We start from the raw sequence: 23,892 nt of genomic DNA, 5'->3' as shown, positions 1-23,892 counted from the left end.
TTATAGTGTCATGCTGCCCACCAGCATGACACTATATACGTCAACCAAAGGGATTACAGGCCCAACCAGCTATCAACACGATCAGAATTTTCTGCTACCCAGCTTTTGACGACGTCTGCAGGATCGTCACCACCTTCTATTTGATAAGCAAACTCGGATACGGTTGCATCATCGAGTTGAATGTTCTGTAATAAATCCGCAATTGCAGGAGAGCGTTCAATCAACGACTTGGAATAAGCAATTTGCACCTTTTTAAGCGCATCTGCGGACATCACTTTAGACTTGGAAAACCAGTCGGGATCATCAGACGGCTGAATAGCGATATATTTTGCAGGATCGTGCTCGGGCTCTGTTAGAGGCACAATATCAAACTGATACCAAATTGCATGAGGCGCATAGCAATAAAAAGCATACCCAATGCCTTTGCGAACACTATCGCCAACTGTTGCTGTCATCACTGCCTGATCAGCACGAATTGGTTCCATAAAAGGCATTAATCCGTAATCACGAACCTTTATTTCATTTACATTAGCAGAGGCCCAGCCAGGTGCACCGATCCAAATCTCGCCCTTGCCATTGCCATCACTGTCCATCAAAGATGCTATTTCCGGGCGGGCCAAATCAAAAATTGATGTTACGTTATTTGCTTCAGAAAATTCTTTGGAAACACAAAAACTTTGGCGACCCTCATATGGCTTTTTGGACAAAGCTACTGTGCCTGCCTCGTCTACGTACTTCTTGGTAAAACTTTCCTGATTTGGCAACCAAACATCCGGGTGGACATCAATATCACCTTTACCTTGATGCATTGCCTGAAAAATACTCGCATTATTACCTGGAACCAGTTCAGCTTGGCCGCCAATTCTTGTTTCCACTACTTCAGCAATCAAATGTGCTATAGCCTGAGCACCTGTCCATGCTGGTGCACCAATTTTTACCTTTTCACTTGCCATCGCCATTGACGATGAAGCCAGTATTGTTGCGGCAAAAGCGGCTCCGAGAATTTTGTGCTTCATATTATTCTCCACTGTTCTATATGGTCTCAAGCACCGGAAGCCATTGACCATTTTATGATTGATTATACGTCATTGTAAGGCAATAAAGCCTCCGTCTTTCATTTCCTCTCCGGTAAAAACTTTCTCAGGATTGAATTAAAAAGCTCAGGATTTTCCATATGGGCGTTGTGCCCACAATCAGGCATAACAGCCAAACTACTCTCTTTAATTCCTGTCCATAGTGATTCAGGTTGTGTCCAATCATAGGATTGATCTCGATCCCCCCACAAAACCAAGGTTTTCTGGCTAATAGATGACATGGCATCACGTCCATCCCATGTTTCCATAGCCCTTAGTCCTGCCAAGGCTGTTTCAGTCGTGACATTATCGTTCAACGACGCACATTCCTGATAGCGCAGAGCATCTTTTCCATTCGTAAACCATGTTGATGCAATACGTTCTGCTGTGGCCTTTACACCATCACTTCGCAATCTTTTTCGCGACTGATCAAGCGTCTCAAATCGATTAGGCATCATTCCCAAAGGGCCTGTACCATAGCAAACCAGATAGTCCACTCTCTCCGAGGCTAATTTAGCAATTTGCTGTGCAATCATCCCCCCCATTGAATGGCCAATCAGATGGAATTTCTGTATGCCAATTTGGGAAAGGAAATTAATAATTTGGTTTGCATACTCTTCTATACTAGAGCCGGCTTTTTTATGATAACTGGCCCCGTATCCGGGAAGTTCTGGTGCAATAACATCAAATTCAGGTTTAAACGCCTGTACCTGATCTTCCCAGGCTTTTGCTCCCCCTAGATAACCGTGAATGAAAACCAGTGGAAACCCGCTACCGGCCCTGAGATGAGTGAGTAAATTGTCGTCTGATTTATTTTTAACACCGAGCACGATATTATCCCTCGCGCCTAAGCTGCTTTTTGACCTGAAAATAAATGCTGGTAAGCAAACAAGGACGCCGAACCACCAGTGTGAATAAAGACAACATTCTCATCTTTTTTCAAAACGCCTTGGCGGATCAATCCAATCATTCCAGCCATCCCTTTGCCAGAATAAACAGGATCAAGGAAAATACCCTCTTGTTGCGCAACAATAGAAATAGCTTCAACCATGCTATCTGTTGGCTGCCCATAACCAGATCCAACATAATCATCATGCGCTTTCACCACATCGATTGATAATTCTGTTTTAGTTCCAATAAGTTCAGAAGTTGCAGCAGCCAATTTATGAACATTTGCAATCTGTGCTTCACGTTTAGCACGAACAGAAATACCAATAACATCAATCGGAGCGCTCATTGCATGAAGGCCAGCCAGAATTCCCGCTTGCGTTCCTGCGCTACCTGTTGCGTGAACAATCTTATCAATCTTTAAACCTGTCGTATCTGCCTGATAAATCAGCTCTTCCATCGCATTCGCGTACCCCAGTGCTCCGATAGTGTTTGAGCCTCCACCGGGAATAAAATACGGTTTTTTGCCCTTTTCACGTAGGTTGTCGGCTAGAGCTTGAGCTTCAGCATTCATATCTGCACCATTAGGGCGGAAGTCATACTCACACTTCAAGATATCATCCAATAAAACGTTACCCGCCGCTTCATAGCCATCCCCCATGTTTTCAACTCGGCGTTCCAAAAGAGCGTGACATTCCATACCAACAACCCTTGCTGCAGCAGCTGTTTGACGGACATGGTTAGATTGCGTTGCCCCCTGCGTAACCAATGTATCTGCCCCCTTAGCAAGCGCATCAGCAACGAGAAATTCTAACTTACGTGTTTTATTACCGCCAGTTGCCAACCCAGTACAATCATCTCGCTTGATGTAAATATTGGGACCATCTAATGCGCGTGTCAGATTTTCGAGCTTTTCAAGCGGTGTGGGAAAGTGACCAAGTTTAATCCGGGGAAAGCGGGCGAGATGCATTGTAGTACCGTTCTATTTTTGATGTTGAGGTAATTAAGAAGTCATCAAATGATAGGACGATGTTTAAAAAAATCTCCAATTCAAAGATTTCATTGAATTATTCCATTATTGCATAACTCAATAATTTCAATTAGATTGCCCACTTGAAAGGCAAAAAATGGATATAAATTGGCTACGAGATTTTGTTTGTTTGGGCCGTACACTTAACTTCACTCGTGCAGCAGATGAGCGGAACATCACCCAATCGGCATTCAGCAGACGCATCAAATCTCTTGAGAGTTGGATTGGCGTTCCCTTGGTTGATCGTGCAAATTTTCCTATCCGTTTATCTCATGCTGGCGAACAGTTTTTACCTGTTGCAAAAGAAGCCATCGCACGCCTTAGTGAAGCCAGACAATCAATACGGGATCAAGATCAAGGGAACATCAAGTTTGTCCGTTTTGCTGTTCTTCATACTATTTCTGTTCATTACTTGGCCCCACGCATTGAAAAACTTGAACAATCTACAAAGGATTTACGGATCCGCGTCATCTCCGACAGCTTAAGTACCTGCTGTCAGCTTCTTGATGAAGCAGCATGCGAGTTTTTACTTTGTTATCGCCATGCAGAGGTAAATCCCGTTTTGGACGAAGCAAACTTTGCCCGCAAGGATATTCTTATCGATCAATTGATACCAGTAGCCGAAAAGAAAACAGCTGAGTTAAATCAATGGGTACTACCTGGTAGCCGTATGAAACCTATTCCATATCTAGCATATGAAAGCAGTTCTTTTTTGGGAGAAGTCGTCGAACACATTATTGGTAATAAATCGGCCCACCTGGATATACGATATATGGACGGACTGGTAGAAGCATTAAAACGCCGTTTAATAACTGGCGGAGGCATCGCCTGGATGCCTTATTCTGCAATTAAAACTGAATTAGAAAATGGTACATTGGTTTCTGTTGGGGGCGAAAAATGGGAAACGCCTCTTATACTATCACTCTATTGCGCACCTGATAAAATAGACACGATTGCAAAAGAGGTATGGAAACAATTCTAAAGTCAGTGTTTTAATAACGCATTTTAATAGCTTTCAGTTTTATCAATCAAAAAGATCATAGTTTACGCTATCAACTCAACTCTCTACTTGACCTCAAGTTAACTTGAGGGAGTAGAAGTTATGTGTATCGAATATCTAACGGACACCTACAATGGAAGAAGACTTTTGGCATTACAGATGGCAAAATAATCAAATAGGGTTTCATGAACCAAAACCCAATCCAAGATTGATCGACTATTTTCACGAACTGGGCCTAAAAAACAAAAGTCGTATTTTTGTTCCCCTGTGCGGTAAAACGCTTGATATTCAATGGTTATTATCCAAAGAACATCAGGTCGTTGGTGTAGAGTTAAGCGATCTCGCAATCGCCCAGCTTTTCGACAGTTTAAGTCTGGAGCCCGAAGTAACACAATTGGGAAAGCTGAAACATTATTATGCAAAAAACATTGATATCTTTGTCGGCAACTTTTTTGACCTCACAGGGTCAATCCTTGGACAGGTTGACGCGATATATGACAGGGCGGCCCTTGTCGCCCTGCCAGAAGACATGCGGCAGAAATACACAAAGCATCTGATAGAAATTACGAATGAAGCACCACATCTATTGTTAACCTATCGCTATGATCAAAGCCTGACTAACGGGCCGCCTTTTTCCGTTGATCAGGATATGGTTCAAACCTACTATAACGACCATTATTCTATAAACCTTCTTGGCTCAGAGCCTGTTCCAAACGGGTTACGTGGTCAATTTCCGTCAACACAAAGTGTATGGATACTAAAACCATGATTGCCCGTATCTAGACTGCGCGTTTCGATCTTGGAAAAGCTCGTGTTTTAAAAGCTTACGCAGGCAAAAAATCGCTGCCATTTCTTAGTAATGTCAAAGGTAATTGCGGCGTTCTCTTTCTAACCCTCGACGACGAATGGCAAACCATTACCTTTTGGCACGATGAAGCCGATTATCTGGCGATGGAGGCTGATCCGGCCTACCAAGCACTCAATCAGGGAATCTTGAACATCGATGCAATCAGGGACGTCGTTAGCGTCAAAATATTTAATGTTGATGCTTCCAAAGCCGTTGCCGACCTCTAACTCTGGTCAAAACAGATATTATCCGTCATAAATCGACCAAATGACCAACAGGTCCTATTCCTTTAAAGATCAGGCAGCTTATGGAAACGTGGTATTATTGGGCAGATAATCAGGAATGCGGCCCTGTTACAAAACTGGAACTCTACAAACTCTTCAAAGCTAATGTTATTGCCGGCTATAGCTTTATCCGTCCCCAAGACAGTGACGAATGGCTTGCCTATAAAGAACTCAAAATTCGCAGAAGTGATTTCACCTGGGATGAATTAAACGGGCCCGAATTAGACCAAGAGAAATTCGACGAAGCTGCCCCTTCGGTAACAACATCAGCGGACGTTCGTAATACTGTCCCTGACGGCGTGTTACAAGACAATGTCTGGAACGACGTCTCACCACATCCCTGGAGAAGACATTTTGCCCGCTGGATTGATATATCAATTTATGGAAATTTGATTTTCTATCCTCTTATAGCGCCCTACAGCCCCGAGCAGCTGACAAATTTATTACCGCTACTTTCTCTTACCCAGCTATTAGCGATCTCTTGCTTAGTACCTATGATTTTATTTGGCGCGGTTGTTTTATTCAATACCGCCTTGTCTGGCGTAACAGGAACAACTGTTGGTAAATACCTGCTTGGCATCAAAATACTTAATAAAGATCATTCCCCCCTCAGTATTCTTCAAACACTCAAACGCGAGGTTTTAGTCTTCATCAAAGGCTTTGCACTCGGCTTGCCTGTTTTATCAATTATTACCCAGATGTACGGGTACTTTGACCTCACAATGGATAAAGCGACATCATGGGATAAAAGCATGAACACGGTTATTGTTCACCGAGAAAATAACGGCCTTCAATTTCTGATCTGCATTATCTCAATCAGTTTATATCTCTATTTTGCCTAAAGCCCTTACTTACTTATCTTATCTTGCCTGGTTCTATTCACTTCATTCAAGCAACAATAACAGCTGTCTTGCGCTCATCGTCATCCATAGGCTCGAAAATCGTTTCGCAGAAATCAAAAATCTCGCGAGAGACTTCGAATTGAAAGGTTTCCGTCTGCGCTTCGTTACGATGGCGAACACGGTCCCAACGGGTTTCTTTATCCACATCCAAATAATGTACCTGATAGTCACGGCCATGATCCCGAAGAAAACCAACTACTCGTTCCCGTTGGCTTTTAGCAAAGAAGCCCAAGTCCAGAATAACCGAAATTCCCTTGTCCGTGACTTTCAGCGTCTCGGCAAGTTGCTGTTTTTCACACCGCTGCGTCCGTTCAAGCGCCCATGAATAAAGTGGTGGATCAGGCATATCCATATTGAAAAGCGTTTTCATCCATTCATCGACAGAAAAGACAATCGCGTTTTCCCGTGCAGCCAGCTGCGCTGCATAGGTGCTTTTCCCCGCACCCGTATTTCCGACAATCAAATAAACACGCGCCAACTCTCAGGCTCCTTAATGAAAATGTTGAATTTTGGAAGGGTACGCTTTGGTGTTTGTAACGCTGATCGAAACAACTGACAACATTGATACAAAAAGAAAATTGACCTTCGTTCTCCAACCAAGGATGATAAAAGAGCTATCTGTATACGCTGTTATCATTAGATTATAATTTCTGAGAAGCTTGTACAAAAAGAATACTGCATACAGCCCTTGATAGATTATCCAAGTTTGAGAAGCATATGAGTATGACAGATCAAATTGAACCATCCCCACGATCACTGGATCAAATTCCGGCAAATCGTGCCCTTGTTGATCAACTCTACAGTCGTGGCAAAATCAATCGGCAGGCCCGGAACGAAGCATTAAAACTGCTTATTCCTCATACTCAATGGGGTGTTTGGGCGTCGCGATTACTTCTCGGGCTTGGGGTCTGTTTGGTTCTGTCCGGCATTGTTTATTTCTTTGCCTTTAACTGGGCGAAGCTATTACCGGCCCATAAACTCGGCGGTATCCAGTTTGCGATCATTGCCAGTATTATCAGCGCCTGTGTCTGTGGCTTGAGCCGTCTTTCCGGGCAACTATCCCTGATTGCTGCCAGTGTTTTTGTCGGTGTATTCCTTGCTGTCTTTGGACAAATATATCAGACCGGGGCAGATGCCTATCAACTTTTTATGGTCTGGTCTTTGTTGATACTGGGTTGGACAATCTTGTCCAACTTTGCGGCGCATTGGGTTCTGTGGCTCGTGATAAGTAATGTCTTTTTTGTCCTTTGGTGGGATCAGATTGCTCTCGGTAGATCACTGGTAGGACACGACTGGGCACTTCTGATCTTGCCGTTTCTTGCTTTTTTCAACGGTCTGGCTCTCTGTATACGAGAATTTTTATCCAACAAACCTTCGTACTCTTGGCTGGTAGCAAAATGGACCCGTTGGATTATTCTTATCCCGATCCTGACGACACTGAACATCCCCATTGTCCTGTTAATCGTCGATCTGGATCAGGCTTATGACAGTGCTTTTATAGGATCTTTTATAGGCATACTTGGTCATATCGGCGTGTACTTTTATTATCGCAAGATAGTGAAAGATATTTGGTCATTGGCGGCAATCACTATTTCAACTTTGATCATCGTTGAAACACTTGCCATCAAAATTCTGTACGAAGCTCTCAGGGATGAAGATGAATTAGGCCTATTGCTGATGGGGATAGTTACAATTGGTATTATCACTGGCTTTACCATGTATCTCCGAGGATTGACACACACCCTGCACAAAGAAGTAACAGAAGTCGAGAAAGTGAAAAAAGAAGATACGGGGCCAAACAAAGAAACGGGAACCGCAGATGCCTAATCCAAATACAGTGCGTTCTAAAAAACAGATCTCTGCAGCAGACCTCGTTGAACATCTTGCAACCAAAAATCTGATTACCGATCGCGATGACATAAACAGCTTTATTCAGGATCAGGAACAGAAGCCGGACATTCCAATCTATCTGAAAATTCTATCAGGCATCGGCGCCTTTATCGCCGCGATCTGTTTTATCGGCTTTTTGATGCTGATTGAGATCATCAGCTTTAACAATACAGAGACTGCACTAATTACCAGTATTATATTTATTGCAGCGGCAATAGGGCTATATGCCTTCACAGCCGAAGATAGTTCAACTGGGAAAAACTTTTTTCTACAGGTTTCTTTTGCTCTGATGGGAACAGGTAAATTCCTTTTTATTTTTGCAACGGTTGAATGGTTCGGGGAAAGTCTGCTTGCCATTGCTTTGTCTTCATTTTTTATAACAACTCTGACCTATCCATTCTATCGGCTCAACGTAGAACGCTTTATGTCATCTAGTGGGGTGTTGATCGTTATTCTGCTTAATATTCTGTGGGAAAATGACATTGTCCTGCCGCCAGACATCGCCTTTAACCTTTTTGTGCTGCTCCAGCTTATGGTTGCCGGTTTCCTTCTTCTCCATCCAAGGGTTCCAGCTCTTTTTCAGCCGCTATCACAAGCACTGATTGTCAGTCTTTCAATCTCGGTTCTCTTTCTGTCATCGCACAACGAATTTAACTATCTGGATAGTCCACTCTTTATCTCTCCCCTCATCAGCAACATCCTGTTTGCCATTGCCTTAGTTCTATTGATTATCTGGGCCGCTGGCGGGAAAGAATACGTAAAACACGAAGCTGTTATTGTCGGGATTATCGGCAGTATCTTTCTTGCCATTCTTTCTGCCCCCGGCATTCTCTTGTCGCTTAGCCTGATGATTTTTGGCTACGCCCGCCACGACAGGCTCTTTACCTTGCTTGGCTTCCTGCTTCTGCCCGTCTTTCTCTGGCTTTATTACTACAATCTCGACATTACCCTGCTGCAGAAATCAATCGTACTAGTCACCAGTGGGGGCGTCATGATTGCCGGAAAGTTCTATCTGAAACTCCGGGGGTGGGATCGAACAGATCCCCCGTCTCCAAATGCGAGTGAAGCTCCAGGTAAAGGAGACACATCATGCGTCTGAAAATCATGATTGGCCTGACGGTTCTTGTTCTTATTGTGTTGAATTACAGCATTTATCAAAAGGAAGAGATTATTGACAAGGGCGAGACCGTCTTACTGGAACTGGCCCCGGTTGACCCGCGCTCCCTCATACAGGGGGATTATATGCGCCTGCGTTATGCTATTGAAGACGATGCTTTTAAAACAGCTTCATCCGTAGATATAAAAAGCGGGTATATGGTTATTAGTGTCAACGCACAACAAATTGCCAGCTTTGTCAGGCTCGAGGACGAAACCCCACTGGCGGATGATGAAAAACGCCTCTACTACCATAAAACCTACGGCGGCGTGAGAATTGTCCCGGACTCTTTCTTCTTTCAGGAAGGACATGCGGATAAATATCAGAATGCAAAATATGGTGTTTTTAAATTCGATGACAGCGGCAACCACATCCTGACCGATCTTGCAGATCAACCTTAATCAAAAACTAAATCCTTAAATGCACGTCTTTATCGCTGTCTCAAGTCCAGCTTTGGAAATCTGTGACTTTTTTGAACCTTTTCAAACCTGCATCCGACGTAACGATTATGAAACCTTATATAATCAGGAAACAAGCGTGTGAAAAACTCTAGAAAAATCTCCAAATTAGTTCCGACAAACGTTCTGCGTTCCTGCTTAATTGGATTTACCATTATGACAACTTCCCCCACTTTGGCAGACGCGCCAAAGCACGAACAGGCATATCAACAAGGCACCCAAGCTTACGATAGTCAAGATTATGAAACTGCCTTCAAATTATTGCTACCGCTAGCAGAGCAAGGTGATGCACGTGCCCAATACCAAATTGGCGTTATGTATCGGTTTAGCGAAGGCGTTAAATTAAAGGAAGGCGAAGCTGCTATTGTACATCAGGAAAAGGCGAAAGAATGGTTCACAGCTGCTGCCAAACAGGGAAACCCAGACGCACAGGTCAAGTTGGCAGACCATATTCTTCTCTTTTTTGAAAATCCCAAAAAAGCAACCGAAGCATTGGCTTGGTTGGAAAAAGCCGTTGCTCAAGACCATGCTTTTGCAAAGTGTGAGCTTGCTGACATTTACTTCGAAGGCATCACAGATGATATTGCCTCGGGTACGCCTGTTGATAAGGAAATTAAACCTGATCCTGACAAGGCAATCGAATTGTTAAATTCCGCAGCAGAACAAAACAGTATATGTGCATTAAACAAACTCAGCAGAATACACCAAAAGGGAAAATACGGCATTCCTGTTAATTTAACCGAAGCTCATAAATGGCTTGTGAAAACAGCCGAGCTCGGAAATACAGATTCAATGACGATGGTTGGCGATAACTATGCCAACGGTCACGGTGTAGAACAAAGCGATTTACACGCTTATATGTGGTATCACACTGCTTCTGAGATCACAGGAGATTCAAACAAACCAACACCTGAGATGATTGCATATGGTATTGTTTATGTCGATCATAACGCTGAACGCCTCAAGCCGTTAGACGAAAGAATGCCCTCTGACAAAATCACAGAAGCAAAGAATCTATCCCGACTTTGGATTGACGAACACAAACCCAAGTAAGGTCATTATTATCCACGATTTTTATTATTCCCCTACTAAGGATTATGTCTAACGACATAATCCTTTTTCTTAAGCAGCAAGAAAACTATTCCCTTAAAATAGATCGATCCACATCCTTGATATCGCGTTTACCACACAGGGCCATGGTGATATCCATTTCATTGCGGATAATCTCTATCGATTTAGTCACGCCCTCTTTTCCCATGGCCCCCAATCCATAGAGAAAAGGCCGCCCGATATAGGTTCCCTTTGCCCCAAGTGCGACGGCTTTCAGCACATCCTGTCCAGAACGAATACCACCGTCCATATGGACTTCAACTTTATCGCCAACGGCCTCAACAATTTCTGGCAAGGCTTCAATTGACGAAATTGCTCCGTCCAATTGGCGCCCGCCATGGTTAGAAACAATGATAGCATCCGCTCCGGTTTTGAGAGACATTCGGGCATCTTCGGGGTCAAGAATACCTTTGAGGATCAGCTTGCCGCCCCAGCGCTCCTTGATCCACGCCACATCATCCCACGAAAGCTTGGGATCAAACTGTTCAGCTGTCCAAGACGATAGGGAGCTAAGATCTTCAACGCCCTGTGCGTGCCCCACGATATTGCCAAAGGTACGGTTCTTCGTACCCAGCATTCCAAGGCACCAGCCCGGGCGTGTTGCCATCTGCCAGATATGATGTGGTGTAAACTTTGGCGGTGTGGAAAGTCCATTGCGTAAATCTTTATGACGCTGCCCCAGAATTTGCAGATCGAGGGTAAGAACCAGCGCAGAACAACCCGCGGCTTTGGCGCGATCAATCAACCGCCCGGCAAAGTCCTTGTCCCGCATAACATAAAGCTGAAACCAAAAGGGCTTACTTGTTTTTGCTGCTACAGCCTCAATAGAACAGACAGACATCGTCGACAGCGTAAAAGGCACCCCCGCCTCTTCACAGGCTTGCGCCGCCAGAATTTCGCCGTCTGCGCGCTGCATGCCCGTCAATCCTGTCGGCGCGATTGCAACCGGCATGGAAACATTTTGCCCAACCATTTGACTGGCAAGGGTCCGATTGGTCATATCCACCGCAACCCGTTGGCGGAATTTAATTTTCTGAAAATCACTTTCGTTGGCGCGATAGGTTCCTTCGGTCCAGGACCCGGAATCAGCGTAATCAAAAAACATCTTTGGCACCCGACGTTGTGCCATTTTTTTCAAATCAGCAATTTCCAGAACCTGTGCCATAACATGCCTTCCTTGTTCTTCCGACAGATGAGATATTGACATATTGGATAAATAATTTTACCAATTATGTAAAGTGGTAAAATATTATTACCAAAATGACCATAACAATCGTTCGAGCAAAATGGCGCTTAGAAAAATACGTTCTGAAAAACTGTCAGATACCGTCGCAAAACAGTTGGAAAGCTATATTCTAGAAGGTGTTTTGCCACCGGGTGAATACTTACCGGCAGAGCGTGATCTTGCCCAACAGCTTGATGTGTCTCGTCCATCCTTGCGCGATGCCTTGCAGAAACTCGAAGCTCAGGGATTATTGGAAACTCATCAGGGCGGCGGTACGTTGGTCAAAAATTTCTTGGGTCCGTCCCTCACCAACCCTTTGACCGCAATTTTTCAAAACCACCCTGATACCGTAAATGATTTTATGGAATTTCGGGCCATATCTGAAGGAAACGCCGCCTATTACGCGGCCCAACGTGCTACGGATGCTGATCGGGAAATACTCACCGCCTGTATAACAGCCATGGATGCCGCACATGAAAAAGGCAACCTGGAACTGGAAGCCAGTATCGACGCAGATTTTCACATGAACATCGCCGAAGCCGCCCACAACGTCGTTCTGCTGCACGTCATCCGTTCTTTGGTAGAAGTCCTGAAAAAAGGTGTCTTTCTAAGCCGCAAACAACTCTATACCCATCAAGGATCACGAGACCGCCTGCTTGCCCAGCATCACGCCATATATGACGCCGTGATTGCCGGAAAACCCGACGAAGCCCGTCAAGCGTCACAAGATCACCTCGCCTACGTCCAGCAAGCGATCCGCGATCTGGAGCGTGAAGACCACCGCATCGAAGTTTCAAAGCGACGTCTGGAGCGCTTTATGGAAAAGCAACGGAAAGTTAAAAAAAACTAAGTCCCATCGTTTTGTAAGCGCGTATTATTTACCCCGCCGTTGCCTCTTTAGTCTGCACGTCTTCTTCTCTCGACTGTCTTGCCTTGAATATTGGCTTCAACAGATAATCCAGAATAGTTTTCTTGCCTGTTAATATTTCCACATTGGCGGTCATACCCGGAATAATTTCCAGCTCTTTGCCTTTACTGACAATTTTATTGTCATCAGTGCGCAGATAGATCCGGTAAAAACTTTCGCCCTCTTCATCTTTGATCGTACTTGCCGATATGCGTTCCAGCTTGGCTTTCATCCCGCCATAAACAGAAAAATCATAGGCAGAAACTTTGATCGTTGCAGCTTGCCCCTTCTTTAAAAAGGCCCGGTCAGATGGGCGGATTTTGGCTTCAACGATCAGCGTATCGTCCAAAGGAACGATTTCAACAATATCTTCGCCACCCCGGATGACACCGCCAACCGTATTTCGCTTCAACTCTTTGACAATACCATGTACCGGCGATTTCACATCCGTACGCCTAACGGTATCTGCCCCGGCCTCCATACTCTCGGTGACTGATTTCAACTCTGATCGCGCCCTGTTCAGTTCATCAGACAGTTCAGCTTTGGTCGTGAGGATCATTTCCTCTATGCGCTGTTTAGATTCCAGAACCGCATCCCGTAATCGAGGCAAACTAACACCAAGGGTTTTGATTTCCCCCTCCAGATCCACAGTTTCCCGGTTCAGGCGAATAAGTTGAAGGCGCGGTAGAACACCTTTATCAACCAAAGGCTTGGTAATATTATATTCTTGTCGTGCAAGGCTAAGAGAGTTTTTCAGTTGCCCGATACGGCTGTTAGCTTCGGAAATCTCTTGTTCTCTCTGTCTTGTCTGGTTCTCAATCACCTGGATCTGTGAAGATTGCTGATTATTTCGCGCAGCATAAAGTGCCATCTGGTCATCAACTTCATCAGCCGATATCTCCATTTGCTCTGCGCTATAGGTCAATGGTACGCCATTCAGTTCGGCCGTCATGCGTATAACCGATACTGAAAGTATTCTCCGCTGACCTTCCAGATCATCGGCGCTTGCCTGTGCCGACGAATTGTTGATCCTGACCAGAACACTACCCTTTTCAACAGTATCTCCCTCTTTCACCAGAATTTCAGAGATAATCCCGCCTTCAAGGTTCTGAATAATCTGTGTTTTTTGGGCAGGTGTAAAATTTCCTTCCCCTCGGGTAACCTCATCCAGTTCGGTCAAAGATGCCCAGACAAAAAAAATGATAAAAAAGAAAAAAGTCAGAAACGTTAATACATAGGCAACTTTGCGCCCCTTGCGAAGCTCGGCAGATTGCAAATCTGACATAAAGAGCAGATCTTCCTCTGTTCTGGACATGGAAGACATAATCGTCTTTCCCTTCTGTCATCTAATTTTATTAAGAGGATCTGCTACAATTTTTAAATGGCGCAGGACGTATAGTCGGCGTGTAGTCGGCGAGTTCTGTGCGCCCAAATATCTCCCCAAAGGCTATACCCCTTCTGCCTGAAAGGCGAGACATTAATATAAACCAACCACATAACTATGAAGAATTAGATAAGGGATCATCATGAAACATGGATTGAAACGGAGTAAAAAACTGTTACTTACCAGAGTTGAAAACCCATTTCAGTCCACAACAAAGCTATTGATAAGCTGATCAAATCCCTGTTGAACCAGATGTTTATCTTGGTCAGATACCTGGGTAAAAATAATCACATAATCTCTATCAGTTTTCATTTCATAGAAGTCAGAGGTATGGGGAACCTCGACACTGGCCAAAGTAATCGCAAACTGATTGCGAATAGCCCTCGCAATATTCTCTGTATTGTCAGGTGTAAATTCAAACACCTCTCCCCTGTTTCGCGAACCGACGGGCAACTCGTCATTGAAACTTTCAATAATCAAATCAATATAATCTTCAAGTTCGATCCTTACCCCATTATAAAATAGCGAGATCCCCGCAACAGCATCCCCGGATGATTCTATGCTGATGTAGCGAAAGTTTTCTTCGACAATGTCCTCCACAACGGTCCAGTTTCCGGGTAGCGTAAAACTAACACCATCTTTAGTGTAGGCTTGACTGTTCGATAAGTCAGCTTGCTCTTCACAAGAGAATAGAGCGAAAGCCAATAACAGCGTACAAATATTTTTCCACATATAAGCAATTCTCTTTATCAAAATTATTCTAAATTAAACCGGCAGATTAGAGCCCCCCTTCAGCATCACTCGCTCAGTCTACCCAACTCCCTAACTGTACTTCTTCACCCCTAAAGTTGCTCATCCAACGAAGCTGCGAAGAAATCTTCCGGGCCATCAACTTCTTTCAGCCGCTTGTTTTCAATCAACCAGTATCTGGTGCCTGTGTTTCGGACAAAGGCCCTGTCGTGGCTGACCAGAAGACAGCTTGCGTTATGGGCTTGAAGCTCTTCTTCCAATGCTTCCTGCCCTTCGATATCCAAGTGGTTTGTCGGCTCATCCAATAGATAAAAATTCGGATTGCGAAGCCTTAGATCCAGCATCGCCAAACGCGATTTTTGTCCGCCGGATAGTGCACCGATGGGCTTGCTTTGCATATCCAGATTAATGCCCGCACCGGCCAGCAATGCAATGGCCCGCTGATCACCGACATCAAAGCGTTCCGTAATCACCTCTGTTGGCGTTGCTTTATCGTCCAGTTGGGACAATGCCTGATCGGAATATCCCATCACAACGCTTGGGGTAGATTTGATCGTCGGATGTTCCCCCATGACAGCCTGTTGCACCATACGGATCAATTGTGTTTTCCCTGTCCCGTTTCGGCCAAGCAAAACAATACGGTCCCCCCGCTTAATCCAAAGAGGCGGTATCTTAAATAACACTTTCCCATCGGGTGCCGTGACCTCCCCCTCTTCCAATGTAATCAAAGCCTTGGCATGGGTATCGGAATTGACAAGTTTAATAGCACCGGCTGACTTATCCTTATAAGCGGCTTGGGATTGCTGCTCTATTTTATCCGCACGCTCTTTGAGTTGCTTGGTTTTGGTGATCAGCAAATCACTACCGGAATTGACACCGATATTCTTGAGCTTCGCGGCCTGCCGTCGAAGCTGTTGTGCCTTGCGACTATCGTTTTCAAACTGACGCTCTTTTGCGGCATCACTTTCATCCAATGCAACCCGGGCCTGACTATAGGACAGCGCAAAACTTTGCGACTGATCTTCCCGCAGAAACAGCGTTCGGTTGGTCACCGCATCCAAAAAAGCACGGTCGTGACTGGCTACCAAAACAGGCGTATCCCGAGCCACAGTCCCTAACCAGTTCTGAAGGAACCCAATACGCGAAAGATCAAGATGGTTGGTCGGTTCATCCATCAACAAGAGATCAGGCTCACTTACCCATACCCGGGCAAGTAACATCACACGCTGCCAGCCACCGGACAACTCTTGGACCAAGCGACTGTGTAATTCCACAGGAACCGCTAAATCATCCAGTACAACATCCACGCGCCAACTTTCGTATTCTGCCTGCTCTGAGGGCAAAGCCGAAAGCACTGCGTCGTAAAGACTTTTGTCCATAAGTTCGCCGGGAACATTTTGTTCCACATAGCCGACTTTAAGTCCTCTTGCGCGGGTAATATCTCCCTCGCTCGGTTCCAACCAGCCTGCAAGGCAACTCAACAGCGTGGATTTCCCGCGTCCATTGGCAGCGACCAAACCGATATGATCACCCTTGTTGATGGAAAAATTCAGGTTAGTAAAAAGCGGCATACCAAGGGTAATGCCCAGATCTTTGGCATTTAAAAGCGTCATGGTTGTCTCGAGAAGCGCAACAGAAAGAATTGTAGCACTACCTTTACAACATAAGCCCTTCGCCCGTGAGATAGCCCCCATAAAAGATTGGGAAAGGCTGGGAAAGGTAGAATTATACGGCGATCATGCAACCATAACTCCAACTTTTCAAGTGTTTAATACACTTGCAACTTAAATTCCTTGCACCTAGAACCAAGGGCTTAACGACCTTTCTTCCGCTCCCAGACCAGTGATGCCACGGCGATGTCTTCGGCGGCAATTCCGGTCAGGTCAGCGATAGTAATGTCATTGGGACTTAACCGCCCCTTCTGCTCCCCCGCGAGAACCTGCCCCAATGAAACAGCGCGATCTTGCGAGATTAAACCACTACGCACTGCATGCCCCAGATCACCGTGATGGACACATTGGGCAAGGTCATCGACCATAATGACGGCAGCCTGTTCAAACAACGCCGCATCCAGTTCTTGTTTGCCCGGATTATCCGTTCCCATGGCAACGATATGAGTACCCGGTTGTACCTCGTCTTTCAGCACCAATGCTTTTGGCGACGGGGTCGTTGTAATGATGAGGTTACACTGCTTCAGGAGATCTTTTACTTCTGGGGCAATGCTGACTTCATACCCTTGCGCGGTCATGTCATTGACGTACTTGGCTACCTGTTCAGGGTTACGGCCATAAACCACAATAGATTTCACACCCAACAGACGGCATGTCCAATGTGCCTGTAACCGCGCCTGTTCTCCTGTACCAATAACCCCTAACACCTTCACTTTATCCGGCGCGCCCGCCTGTGCTGCCAAAGCCCCCGCTGCTGCAGTGCGAACATCCGTAAGCCAGCCTTTGTCATCCAACACACAAACAGGCGCACCCGTTTGTGCACTCAGAACCAGCATCATACCGCTATTGGGGGACAGGCCAAGCTTTCCATTATCCCGAAAACCACTCGCGATTTTTACAACAAAAGTATCGGCCCCTTTTTGATGGCCATATTTGATGTGGCACTCCCCAACCGTCGGGTTATTAAGTTGCAAAATACCCGGCGGCGGCGAGTTCACGTCCCCGCGCCCATGGGAAATAAGAGCTGCTTTTACAGCAGAGAGGATATCATCCTCACTCAGACAGGTTTGAATTTCATCCAGCGTTATGATCGGTAATGTGTTCATGTGTTACTCTTGAGATAAGCACGGAAAGCTGCCAGACCTTCATCTATATTTTTGCGTCCGAAGCCAATGCGAAAACGGTTCCAGGTGACAGGCAACAGATCAGATTTATAAATCCGTGGCGGCAATAGCAGCACACCGGATTTATTGATCAGATTTTCACAAAAATCATCCGTTGTGCCCGGCCCCTTATAAACGGGGAAACCAACACAACCGCCATCTGGTACCTGCCAGTCAAACAGATCGGGAAACTCATCAAAAAAGGCCGTCAACTTGTCCGCGTTTTCTTTCACCAGCTTGCGGTTGGTCGCAAGGATCTGTTCGCGAGACCGCAGAGCAATGATAGACAACCACTCGCTCGGCCCGGAATTACAAATGGACAAGTAATGCTTGTAACATTCCATTTGTTTCAAGAGATCCCGATCCTGACAGGCAATCCAGCCCACCCGCAATCCTGGCAAGCCATAGGCTTTCGACATTACATTTAATGACAGTGCTTTTTCATAGACATCTGCGGCGTGCGGTAACCGTAAACTCTCGTCACGTTCAATGCCTCGGTAAACCTCGTCACTGAACAGGTAAATGCCATGCTCGCGGCAAAGTTCAATCAGGCGATCAAAAGAGCTGCGCTTTAGAATGGCACCCGTCGGGTTGTTGGGGAAATTAATGGAAACCAGCTTTGTATTGGGTCGGATTGCGTCTTCCAATGCATCCATATCCAGTGACCAGTGATCATTCGGATCAAGAGGAACACCCGTCACTTTGCAGATATCAAGAGGGATTGTTTCCGCCGCCTGATAATTGGGCACGACAACAATGGCATGATCTTCTGGCTTCAACAGAACCCGCATGGCCACATAGACACCTTCTTCAGCCCCCGCAAAGCATAGGATGTCTTCCGGCGCTAATCCGTTATAAGTATTGGCAACCTCTTGTCGTAATAGCGGATGCCCAAAGGTTTCTGTATAGCTCAATGGCAGATCATAAAACGCCTCGCGATCTTCTTCACTTGCCATTGCTAAAAGCTCATTGATGGTCATGCTCTGAATATCAGATGCCGTCATGTGATATCTGGCTTTAAACTCCCAATCGGAAAAGAAGGTTTCCAGTGAAAAATTACGCATTGTTTTTGCCTTCCCCAACTGAGTTAAGCACATCACAAAATGTTTCGTAGCCGATATTTCGTCCACAAATCACAACCGCGATCTTCTTTCCCTGATAATCGCTTCCGGTTTTAAGGGCCGCAGCAACGGCAACACCAGCAGAACCCTCAATAATAAAGCGTTCATTGGCAGCGACATCGCGCATGGCCTGTGCGATGTCGTCTTCGCTTACCAACACATGACGATCAATAACTTTCTGACAGATTGGAAAGGTAACCGTGCCCTCTTCAACACCCCCTGCAGAGCCATCGGCAAGTGTATCGGCTTCCCACGCATCATAAATCTCGCCTTTTTCCAGACAGTGATGCATAGACGCCGCGTTTTCAGCCCAACACCCGATAATATCAACATCAGGCAGACGTGATTTGAGATAACTTCCCACACCGGAAATAAGCCCGCCGCCACCAACACAGATATAAACAGCCGCAAGGTCAGGACATTGCGCGGCAAGTTCCAGACCAATTGTTCCCTGCCCGGCAATGACATCCAAATCAGCATAGGCGGAAACATAGGTAATGCCCTGCTCTGTCGCCGCCGCTCTTGCGGTGCGCTCACTATCCACACAGGTGCCGTTGACCAAAACGGTCTTCGCCCCCATTCGGGTGATGTTCCCATGCTTCAAAGGAGACACGGTATCAGGTAAATAGATCGTGGCTTCCACATCACCAACACGGGCCGCTTGGGCTGTTGCCATCCCGTGGTTCCCAGTTGATGCCGTTGTGATTCCCTTTTCCCTTTGTTCATCAGACAGTGTCAGAACCTTGTTCATCGCCCCGCGCATTTTGAAAGACCCGGTGCGCTGTAAATGCTCGCCCTTGAGCAAAAATGTTGTCCCTGTACGTTCACTAAAGGATGGCGCTTCGTCCAGTGGCGTTTCCCGCACACCGCCATCCACAGCCTTAATACGCTGATTAGCCGCAGTAATTTCCTCAACCAGGTTACGATCATTTATGATCATGCCGATCTCCTTTGTTCTTTTAGATATTTGTAAACCGTGGCGCGCCCAAGCCCCAGACAACGGGCGACATAATTGGCTGATCCCTGCCCCTGAAAAGCCCCTTTGGCTTCCAAAGCAATGACCAGATCTCGCTTTTCACTTCGCCCAAGTCCTTGCAGGCTTAGCCTGTTTTCCTGTAGCCAATCCTGAATAGAAATATTGATCCGCTCATGCCAGTCATCACGAAAGAGTGCGTCAATCTTTTCGCTTTCTTTTTCACCATTTCCTTCTACTTGACGGCCTTCTTCCGGTGCACCCAGCATCATCCCAAGAACCTGATACATCCGGTTCATTTCCGACATGTCCAGATTTATACAGATCATGGCTTCGGCCTGACCGTTATTATTGCGCATGACAACACTGATAGATTTGAGGATCTTACCGTCCCAATTCACCTTGCGGTACGGACCTAACACACGATCCCCCTCGGCAAATTCCACCTCGTCCATATGGGACGGAGATCCAATTTCCCGGTTGGAATAGTTGTTCGCCAGATAAACAATCTCTTGGCGTTGCAAATCATGTATGACGACTTCGGCATGGGGAAACATTAATGCCGCCACCCCATCTGCCATAGATTTATAGTTATCAAAATTTTCCATGAATAGACATATAGTCTATATTAAGAATATGAGTCTATAGTTTTTTACAAAACTTATTTCATAGTCGTATTTCGGGTCTAAAACCTGGTCACATACCCACCGATTTCCGCGTAAAAACATTGGACCGTTCTGATACAAACTTTGCCCCTCATGAGCGACGATTACAACTTAATCCAGTCACAAAAAACCCGCATTTCAATCCCGTTATCTGGCGCTTTAATAACACAGCATTACAACACGCCATTTCGACCATCATGTCATAGCATTACCCTAATGAAGTTTAATAAATTCAAAAGGATAATTAATGAGTACCAAAGGATCATACGACGCATTCAGAACAGCTCTTCTCGCTTTTGAATCAGGATGGGATCGGGTGCGCTACGATGCCGGTATAATCACGGATGCACAGCTGGACCAATGGGCCCGCGGACCTGTCGAACAGTTCTATCCGCAATACGATAAATGGTCCGAGTTAAATAATCAGGAATGGGAAACCATGTCCTATCGTTCCATGAACACACTGGGCTTTGTCGGGTATCAGTTCGGCGAAGCTCTACTGATTGATTTGGGTTATTATGATGACGACGTATTCTACGGGGCTGGTGCAGCGACAAACACCTGGGATGGAACATGGACAGGTAAAAACGGTGTAACATCCCTCCGGGATTTCACCACCAAGGAAGCGCAAGAAATCGCCATACGCGAAGCCTTTGGCCACAACCTGAAAATTATCCAGGACGGCCTGTCAAACAAAGGCGAAAATTTGGACGATTATATCGGCACGACGCGAAGCTATGTGCAAAACGGGGAAACGGTGGAAGTCACTCTGACCATGACAGGGATCATGGCAGCCGCTCATCTACGCGGAGCTTATGGCACCTTGGCTCTCTTGCAAGGTGGAAATGTATCCACGGATGAATTTGGCACCTCTATTCTACGCTACATTGAACAGTTTGGCGGATATGACGCCCCGACGACTCAAGAAGCCATTGCCTACTATACAGATCGTCTGACGGGCGATGAAGGATTGGGCATTCCCGGGGAAACACCATCCGGGGGAAATACCAATACCCCCAATGGCTCTGATAATTATGGCGACGCAGACACATCCAAAGAAGATGCTGATGTCGTCATTACCTGGAACTGGGGGCAAAACATACTGGTCACTAATTTCAACCCTGAGAACGATCGTATTTTCATTGACTGGATTGGTGCAGATGCAATTGATGTTAGAGAAGAAAATGGAAACACCGTTTTCTCTGTTCCATCCAACAATCAAAGCATTACATTACAGGGCATTGGCCTTACCGATCTTTCCTCAAAAAACTTCACCATTCTGGATAAAACCGCTGCGGATGAAATTTTAGATCTGATCAAGAAAGACACAGGTACTCCCGGTAATGGTGATAATGGTAATGGTGATACCACTCCTCCGACAGACAATACCAATGGCGATCATACACACCACCCCGCTCAAATGGTTATGATCGGCCTGGAAAGCGAAAGCCGCATTATTGCTGATTTCGCCCCCAACAAAGATATGCTTCATATTCTTGAAGGTGTCACAGGAGACCGTTTCGAGATTTCCGAACTGACTGGACAAGGTGTACAGATCGTAATTCTTACACCTGGTGGGGATGTCTCCAGCACAACTGTACTACAAAATATTACGCTTCAAGATCTTAAAATAAGTAATTTTTCAGTCGCCGAACAAACCACATTCAACGAAGTTGTTACAGCAATCAATGCTGTGATCTCTACCCCCGGCGAACCTGTTGATATAATCCCGGATACGGACGGATCTCATCCCCCTGTTATTCTGGGGAGAAGTGAATTGGGGGGACGTCGGTTTGAAGTAAATGCCTTTGCCGACGACATCGTTGGTTTCAATCCGGATAAAGACACTCTGGATTTTGTGAACCTGTCCGTGCACGGGATGATTGTTACAAAAACACCGGATGGACAGGTTGCCCTGGATAATCCCTGGAACCACGACCTGCAAATCTTGCAAGGTATCTCTTTCCAAAACCTTGACGTTAAAAACTTTGGTATTGTCGGGAATGAACATTTACGACAAGACATTGGTGGTGTTTTGTCCTGGGAAAAGGGACTGGGTCCACGTGAAGCCAATACTGTGTACATTCGTTCTCATGAGTATGGCGCAAACCAGATCATAAATGACTTTGATCCTGACACCATGAAAATCAGCTTCCTCTATTATGGCACCCGTGAGCGATTAAGCGTTCAGGACACCAAAGATGGTCTGGTTATTAAAACCCTGCCAAGTGGTCAGGCTTTTACCTTTACCGACGTCAAGCTTGCTGAACTGGCGCCTGGGCGTGTGGAATTCCATTTTGATCAAGTTCACGAGGACAACCTCGAAACACCTTTTGGCTTTCGACAAGAAGATGTCACATTGGTTGACCGAACCGTTCTCTTAACGCCGCAGGCTCCCACAGGGGAAACAACAGATGGCTTCCAGACACGTGAAGGCATCATGACGCCGCCTGCACCCAATCCTGATACAAACATTCCAAATCCGGATGAGCCAGATATCAGTGAGCCGGACAATACGCCTCGAAACGGAACTGCGAATGTTACAAAGGAAGCTGCAGATATTGTCATCACCTGGCAATGGGGACAAAGAGAAAACATCGAAGATTTTGATCCGGCAACAGACACGATATTTATCGACTGGATTGGTGTGGAAGATTTGACGGTTGAACAGGCCGGAAACGACACTGTCTTTTCTCTTCCACTCAACAATCAAAGCGTCACACTCAAAGGTGTTTCACTCGTAGATTTATCAGAGAAAAACTTCACTATTCTTGATAACGATACAGCAAAGGAAGTATTGCAAACGATAAAAGCCGCCCCGACGAATGAACAGGAGAATGAACAGGCCAATGAACAGGCCATACCTGAAGATCATAATCCCCAAGACACAACGGCTGCATCTCAACCACCGGAGCCAACCCCGAGTTCTCTTACAGAACCTGACAATGAAGGTGACCAGATAGAAATTGGCTGGAAATGGGGCGCAAAGGAACTTATTTCAGATTTCAATCCAGCAACTGATACGATTGATTTCGGCAACATGAGCCTAAGCCATCTTGATATTCTCGAAGATGGAGACGATCTTGTGATCAATGTTCAGGGGAATGGCGGGCAAAGCTATCGATTGGAAGGAATACAGGCTGAAGACCTGACAGCGAACAACCTGGAAGCTGCGCCGTACAATACCATAATCACCAGTAGTAACGGCATTATTGATCAGCTCACTTCGCTTGGTTTTGACGACTCAATAACTTAGTTTTTGGGGTTGTAAAACGCGCAATCCTTTCAAACTCACACCACGCTAAATCATCAGAAACAATTTTGCGTGGTGTGTCTTAGACAAGATGGTATCGCCGGGTTATTACAATTGCGAAAGAGCAACGTTCGCCCAACTTT

General features: G+C 45.7%; 21 protein-coding genes. 9 read left to right on the top strand and 12 right to left on the bottom strand.

Going from position 1 to position 23,892, the window contains the following annotated elements; all coding sequences use genetic code 11:
- Positions 1-53: 53 nt before the first annotated feature.
- The 3 genes from WH96_RS05815 to cuyA all read right to left on the bottom strand — a co-directional run bounded on the left by WH96_RS05815 (position 54) and on the right by cuyA (position 2,931).
- Positions 54-1,016, bottom strand: a complete 963-nt coding sequence (locus WH96_RS05815; RefSeq protein WP_047763144.1) for an ABC transporter substrate-binding protein — start codon at positions 1,014-1,016, stop codon at positions 54-56.
- Positions 1,017-1,114: 98 nt separating this feature from the next.
- Entirely contained in the window at positions 1,115-1,903 is a 789-nt protein-coding gene (locus WH96_RS05810) for an alpha/beta fold hydrolase (protein WP_047763143.1), read from the bottom strand.
- 17 nt (positions 1,904-1,920) lie between these two features.
- Entirely contained in the window at positions 1,921-2,931 is a 1,011-nt protein-coding gene (gene cuyA / locus WH96_RS05805; protein WP_047763142.1) for a D-cysteate sulfo-lyase, read from the bottom strand.
- Between the two features lie 157 nt (positions 2,932-3,088).
- Here cuyA and WH96_RS05800 point away from each other — a divergent pair, with 157 nt between their 5' ends.
- The 3 genes from WH96_RS05800 to WH96_RS05790 all read left to right on the top strand — a co-directional run bounded on the left by WH96_RS05800 (position 3,089) and on the right by WH96_RS05790 (position 5,964).
- Complete coding sequence (locus WH96_RS05800) at positions 3,089-3,973, top strand: LysR family transcriptional regulator (protein ID WP_047763141.1); 885 nt, start codon at positions 3,089-3,091, stop codon at positions 3,971-3,973.
- Between the two features lie 151 nt (positions 3,974-4,124).
- A complete protein-coding gene (gene tmpT / locus WH96_RS05795) occupies positions 4,125-4,760 on the top strand; it encodes a thiopurine S-methyltransferase (protein WP_047763140.1) in 636 nt (211 codons plus the stop codon).
- A gap of 385 nt (positions 4,761-5,145) precedes the next feature.
- Positions 5,146-5,964 (top strand): RDD family protein, encoded by an 819-nt coding sequence (locus WH96_RS05790; protein ID WP_047763139.1) that lies wholly within the window; start codon positions 5,146-5,148, stop codon positions 5,962-5,964.
- A 46-nt stretch (positions 5,965-6,010) separates the two neighbouring features.
- Here WH96_RS05790 and WH96_RS05785 read toward each other — a convergent pair whose 3' ends face one another.
- Positions 6,011-6,502 carry an AAA family ATPase gene (locus tag WH96_RS05785; protein WP_047763138.1) on the bottom strand — a complete coding sequence of 164 codons (492 nt, stop codon included), beginning with the start codon at positions 6,500-6,502 and terminating at the stop codon, positions 6,011-6,013.
- Between the two features lie 245 nt (positions 6,503-6,747).
- On the opposite strand from WH96_RS05785, the gene WH96_RS21185 reads away from it, so the two are divergent.
- From WH96_RS21185 to WH96_RS05765, 4 genes are all read left to right on the top strand, one after another.
- Complete coding sequence (locus WH96_RS21185; protein ID WP_053005723.1) at positions 6,748-7,851, top strand: DUF2157 domain-containing protein; 1,104 nt, start codon at positions 6,748-6,750, stop codon at positions 7,849-7,851.
- Positions 7,844-9,013 carry a DUF4401 domain-containing protein gene (locus tag WH96_RS05775; RefSeq protein ID WP_047763137.1) on the top strand — a complete coding sequence of 390 codons (1,170 nt, stop codon included), beginning with the start codon at positions 7,844-7,846 and terminating at the stop codon, positions 9,011-9,013. Before WH96_RS21185 ends, WH96_RS05775 begins: the two co-directional genes overlap by 8 nt.
- A complete protein-coding gene (locus WH96_RS05770; protein ID WP_053005722.1) occupies positions 9,004-9,471 on the top strand; it encodes a GDYXXLXY domain-containing protein in 468 nt (155 codons plus the stop codon). The genes WH96_RS05775 and WH96_RS05770 overlap by 10 nt, the downstream gene beginning before the upstream one ends.
- A gap of 213 nt (positions 9,472-9,684) precedes the next feature.
- Positions 9,685-10,581: a tetratricopeptide repeat protein gene (locus WH96_RS05765; protein ID WP_156176709.1), complete on the top strand. Its 897-nt coding sequence runs from the start codon at positions 9,685-9,687 to the stop codon at positions 10,579-10,581.
- A gap of 85 nt (positions 10,582-10,666) precedes the next feature.
- Here WH96_RS05765 and WH96_RS05760 read toward each other — a convergent pair whose 3' ends face one another.
- On the bottom strand, positions 10,667-11,803 hold the full coding sequence (locus WH96_RS05760; RefSeq protein WP_047763134.1) for an alpha-hydroxy acid oxidase: 1,137 nt from the start codon (positions 11,801-11,803) through the stop codon (positions 10,667-10,669).
- 121 nt (positions 11,804-11,924) lie between these two features.
- On the opposite strand from WH96_RS05760, the gene WH96_RS05755 reads away from it, so the two are divergent.
- Positions 11,925-12,713 (top strand): FCD domain-containing protein, encoded by a 789-nt coding sequence (locus WH96_RS05755; protein WP_047763133.1) that lies wholly within the window; start codon positions 11,925-11,927, stop codon positions 12,711-12,713.
- A gap of 28 nt (positions 12,714-12,741) precedes the next feature.
- Here the strand turns inward: WH96_RS05755 and WH96_RS05750 are convergent, their stop codons facing one another.
- From WH96_RS05750 to WH96_RS05720, 7 genes are all read right to left on the bottom strand, one after another.
- Positions 12,742-14,094: an HlyD family type I secretion periplasmic adaptor subunit gene (locus WH96_RS05750; protein WP_047763132.1), complete on the bottom strand. Its 1,353-nt coding sequence runs from the start codon at positions 14,092-14,094 to the stop codon at positions 12,742-12,744.
- Between the two features lie 261 nt (positions 14,095-14,355).
- Positions 14,356-14,886 carry a hypothetical protein gene (locus WH96_RS05745; protein WP_047763131.1) on the bottom strand — a complete coding sequence of 177 codons (531 nt, stop codon included), beginning with the start codon at positions 14,884-14,886 and terminating at the stop codon, positions 14,356-14,358.
- 110 nt (positions 14,887-14,996) lie between these two features.
- A complete protein-coding gene (locus WH96_RS05740; protein ID WP_047763130.1) occupies positions 14,997-16,517 on the bottom strand; it encodes an ABC-F family ATP-binding cassette domain-containing protein in 1,521 nt (506 codons plus the stop codon).
- A 200-nt stretch (positions 16,518-16,717) separates the two neighbouring features.
- On the bottom strand, positions 16,718-17,680 hold the full coding sequence (locus tag WH96_RS05735) for a Rossmann-fold NAD(P)-binding domain-containing protein (protein ID WP_047763129.1): 963 nt from the start codon (positions 17,678-17,680) through the stop codon (positions 16,718-16,720).
- Complete coding sequence (locus WH96_RS05730; protein WP_047763128.1) at positions 17,677-18,801, bottom strand: aminotransferase class I/II-fold pyridoxal phosphate-dependent enzyme; 1,125 nt, start codon at positions 18,799-18,801, stop codon at positions 17,677-17,679. The genes WH96_RS05735 and WH96_RS05730 overlap by 4 nt, the downstream gene beginning before the upstream one ends.
- Entirely contained in the window at positions 18,794-19,798 is a 1,005-nt protein-coding gene (locus WH96_RS05725) for a threonine/serine dehydratase (protein WP_047763127.1), read from the bottom strand. The genes WH96_RS05730 and WH96_RS05725 overlap by 8 nt, the downstream gene beginning before the upstream one ends.
- Positions 19,795-20,439, bottom strand: a complete 645-nt coding sequence (locus WH96_RS05720) for a helix-turn-helix transcriptional regulator (protein WP_047763126.1) — start codon at positions 20,437-20,439, stop codon at positions 19,795-19,797. The genes WH96_RS05725 and WH96_RS05720 overlap by 4 nt, the downstream gene beginning before the upstream one ends.
- Before the next feature lie 304 nt (positions 20,440-20,743).
- Here WH96_RS05720 and WH96_RS05715 point away from each other — a divergent pair, with 304 nt between their 5' ends.
- Complete coding sequence (locus WH96_RS05715; RefSeq protein WP_047763125.1) at positions 20,744-23,752, top strand: hypothetical protein; 3,009 nt, start codon at positions 20,744-20,746, stop codon at positions 23,750-23,752.
- Positions 23,753-23,892 lie beyond the last annotated feature (140 nt).

The sequence above is a fragment of the Kiloniella spongiae genome, from assembly GCF_001026905.1.
GTDB lineage: Bacteria > Pseudomonadota > Alphaproteobacteria > Kiloniellales > Kiloniellaceae > Kiloniella > Kiloniella spongiae.
The sequence above is the reverse complement of the archived record's forward strand: the minus strand, read 5'-3'. Positions and strand labels throughout refer to the sequence as shown.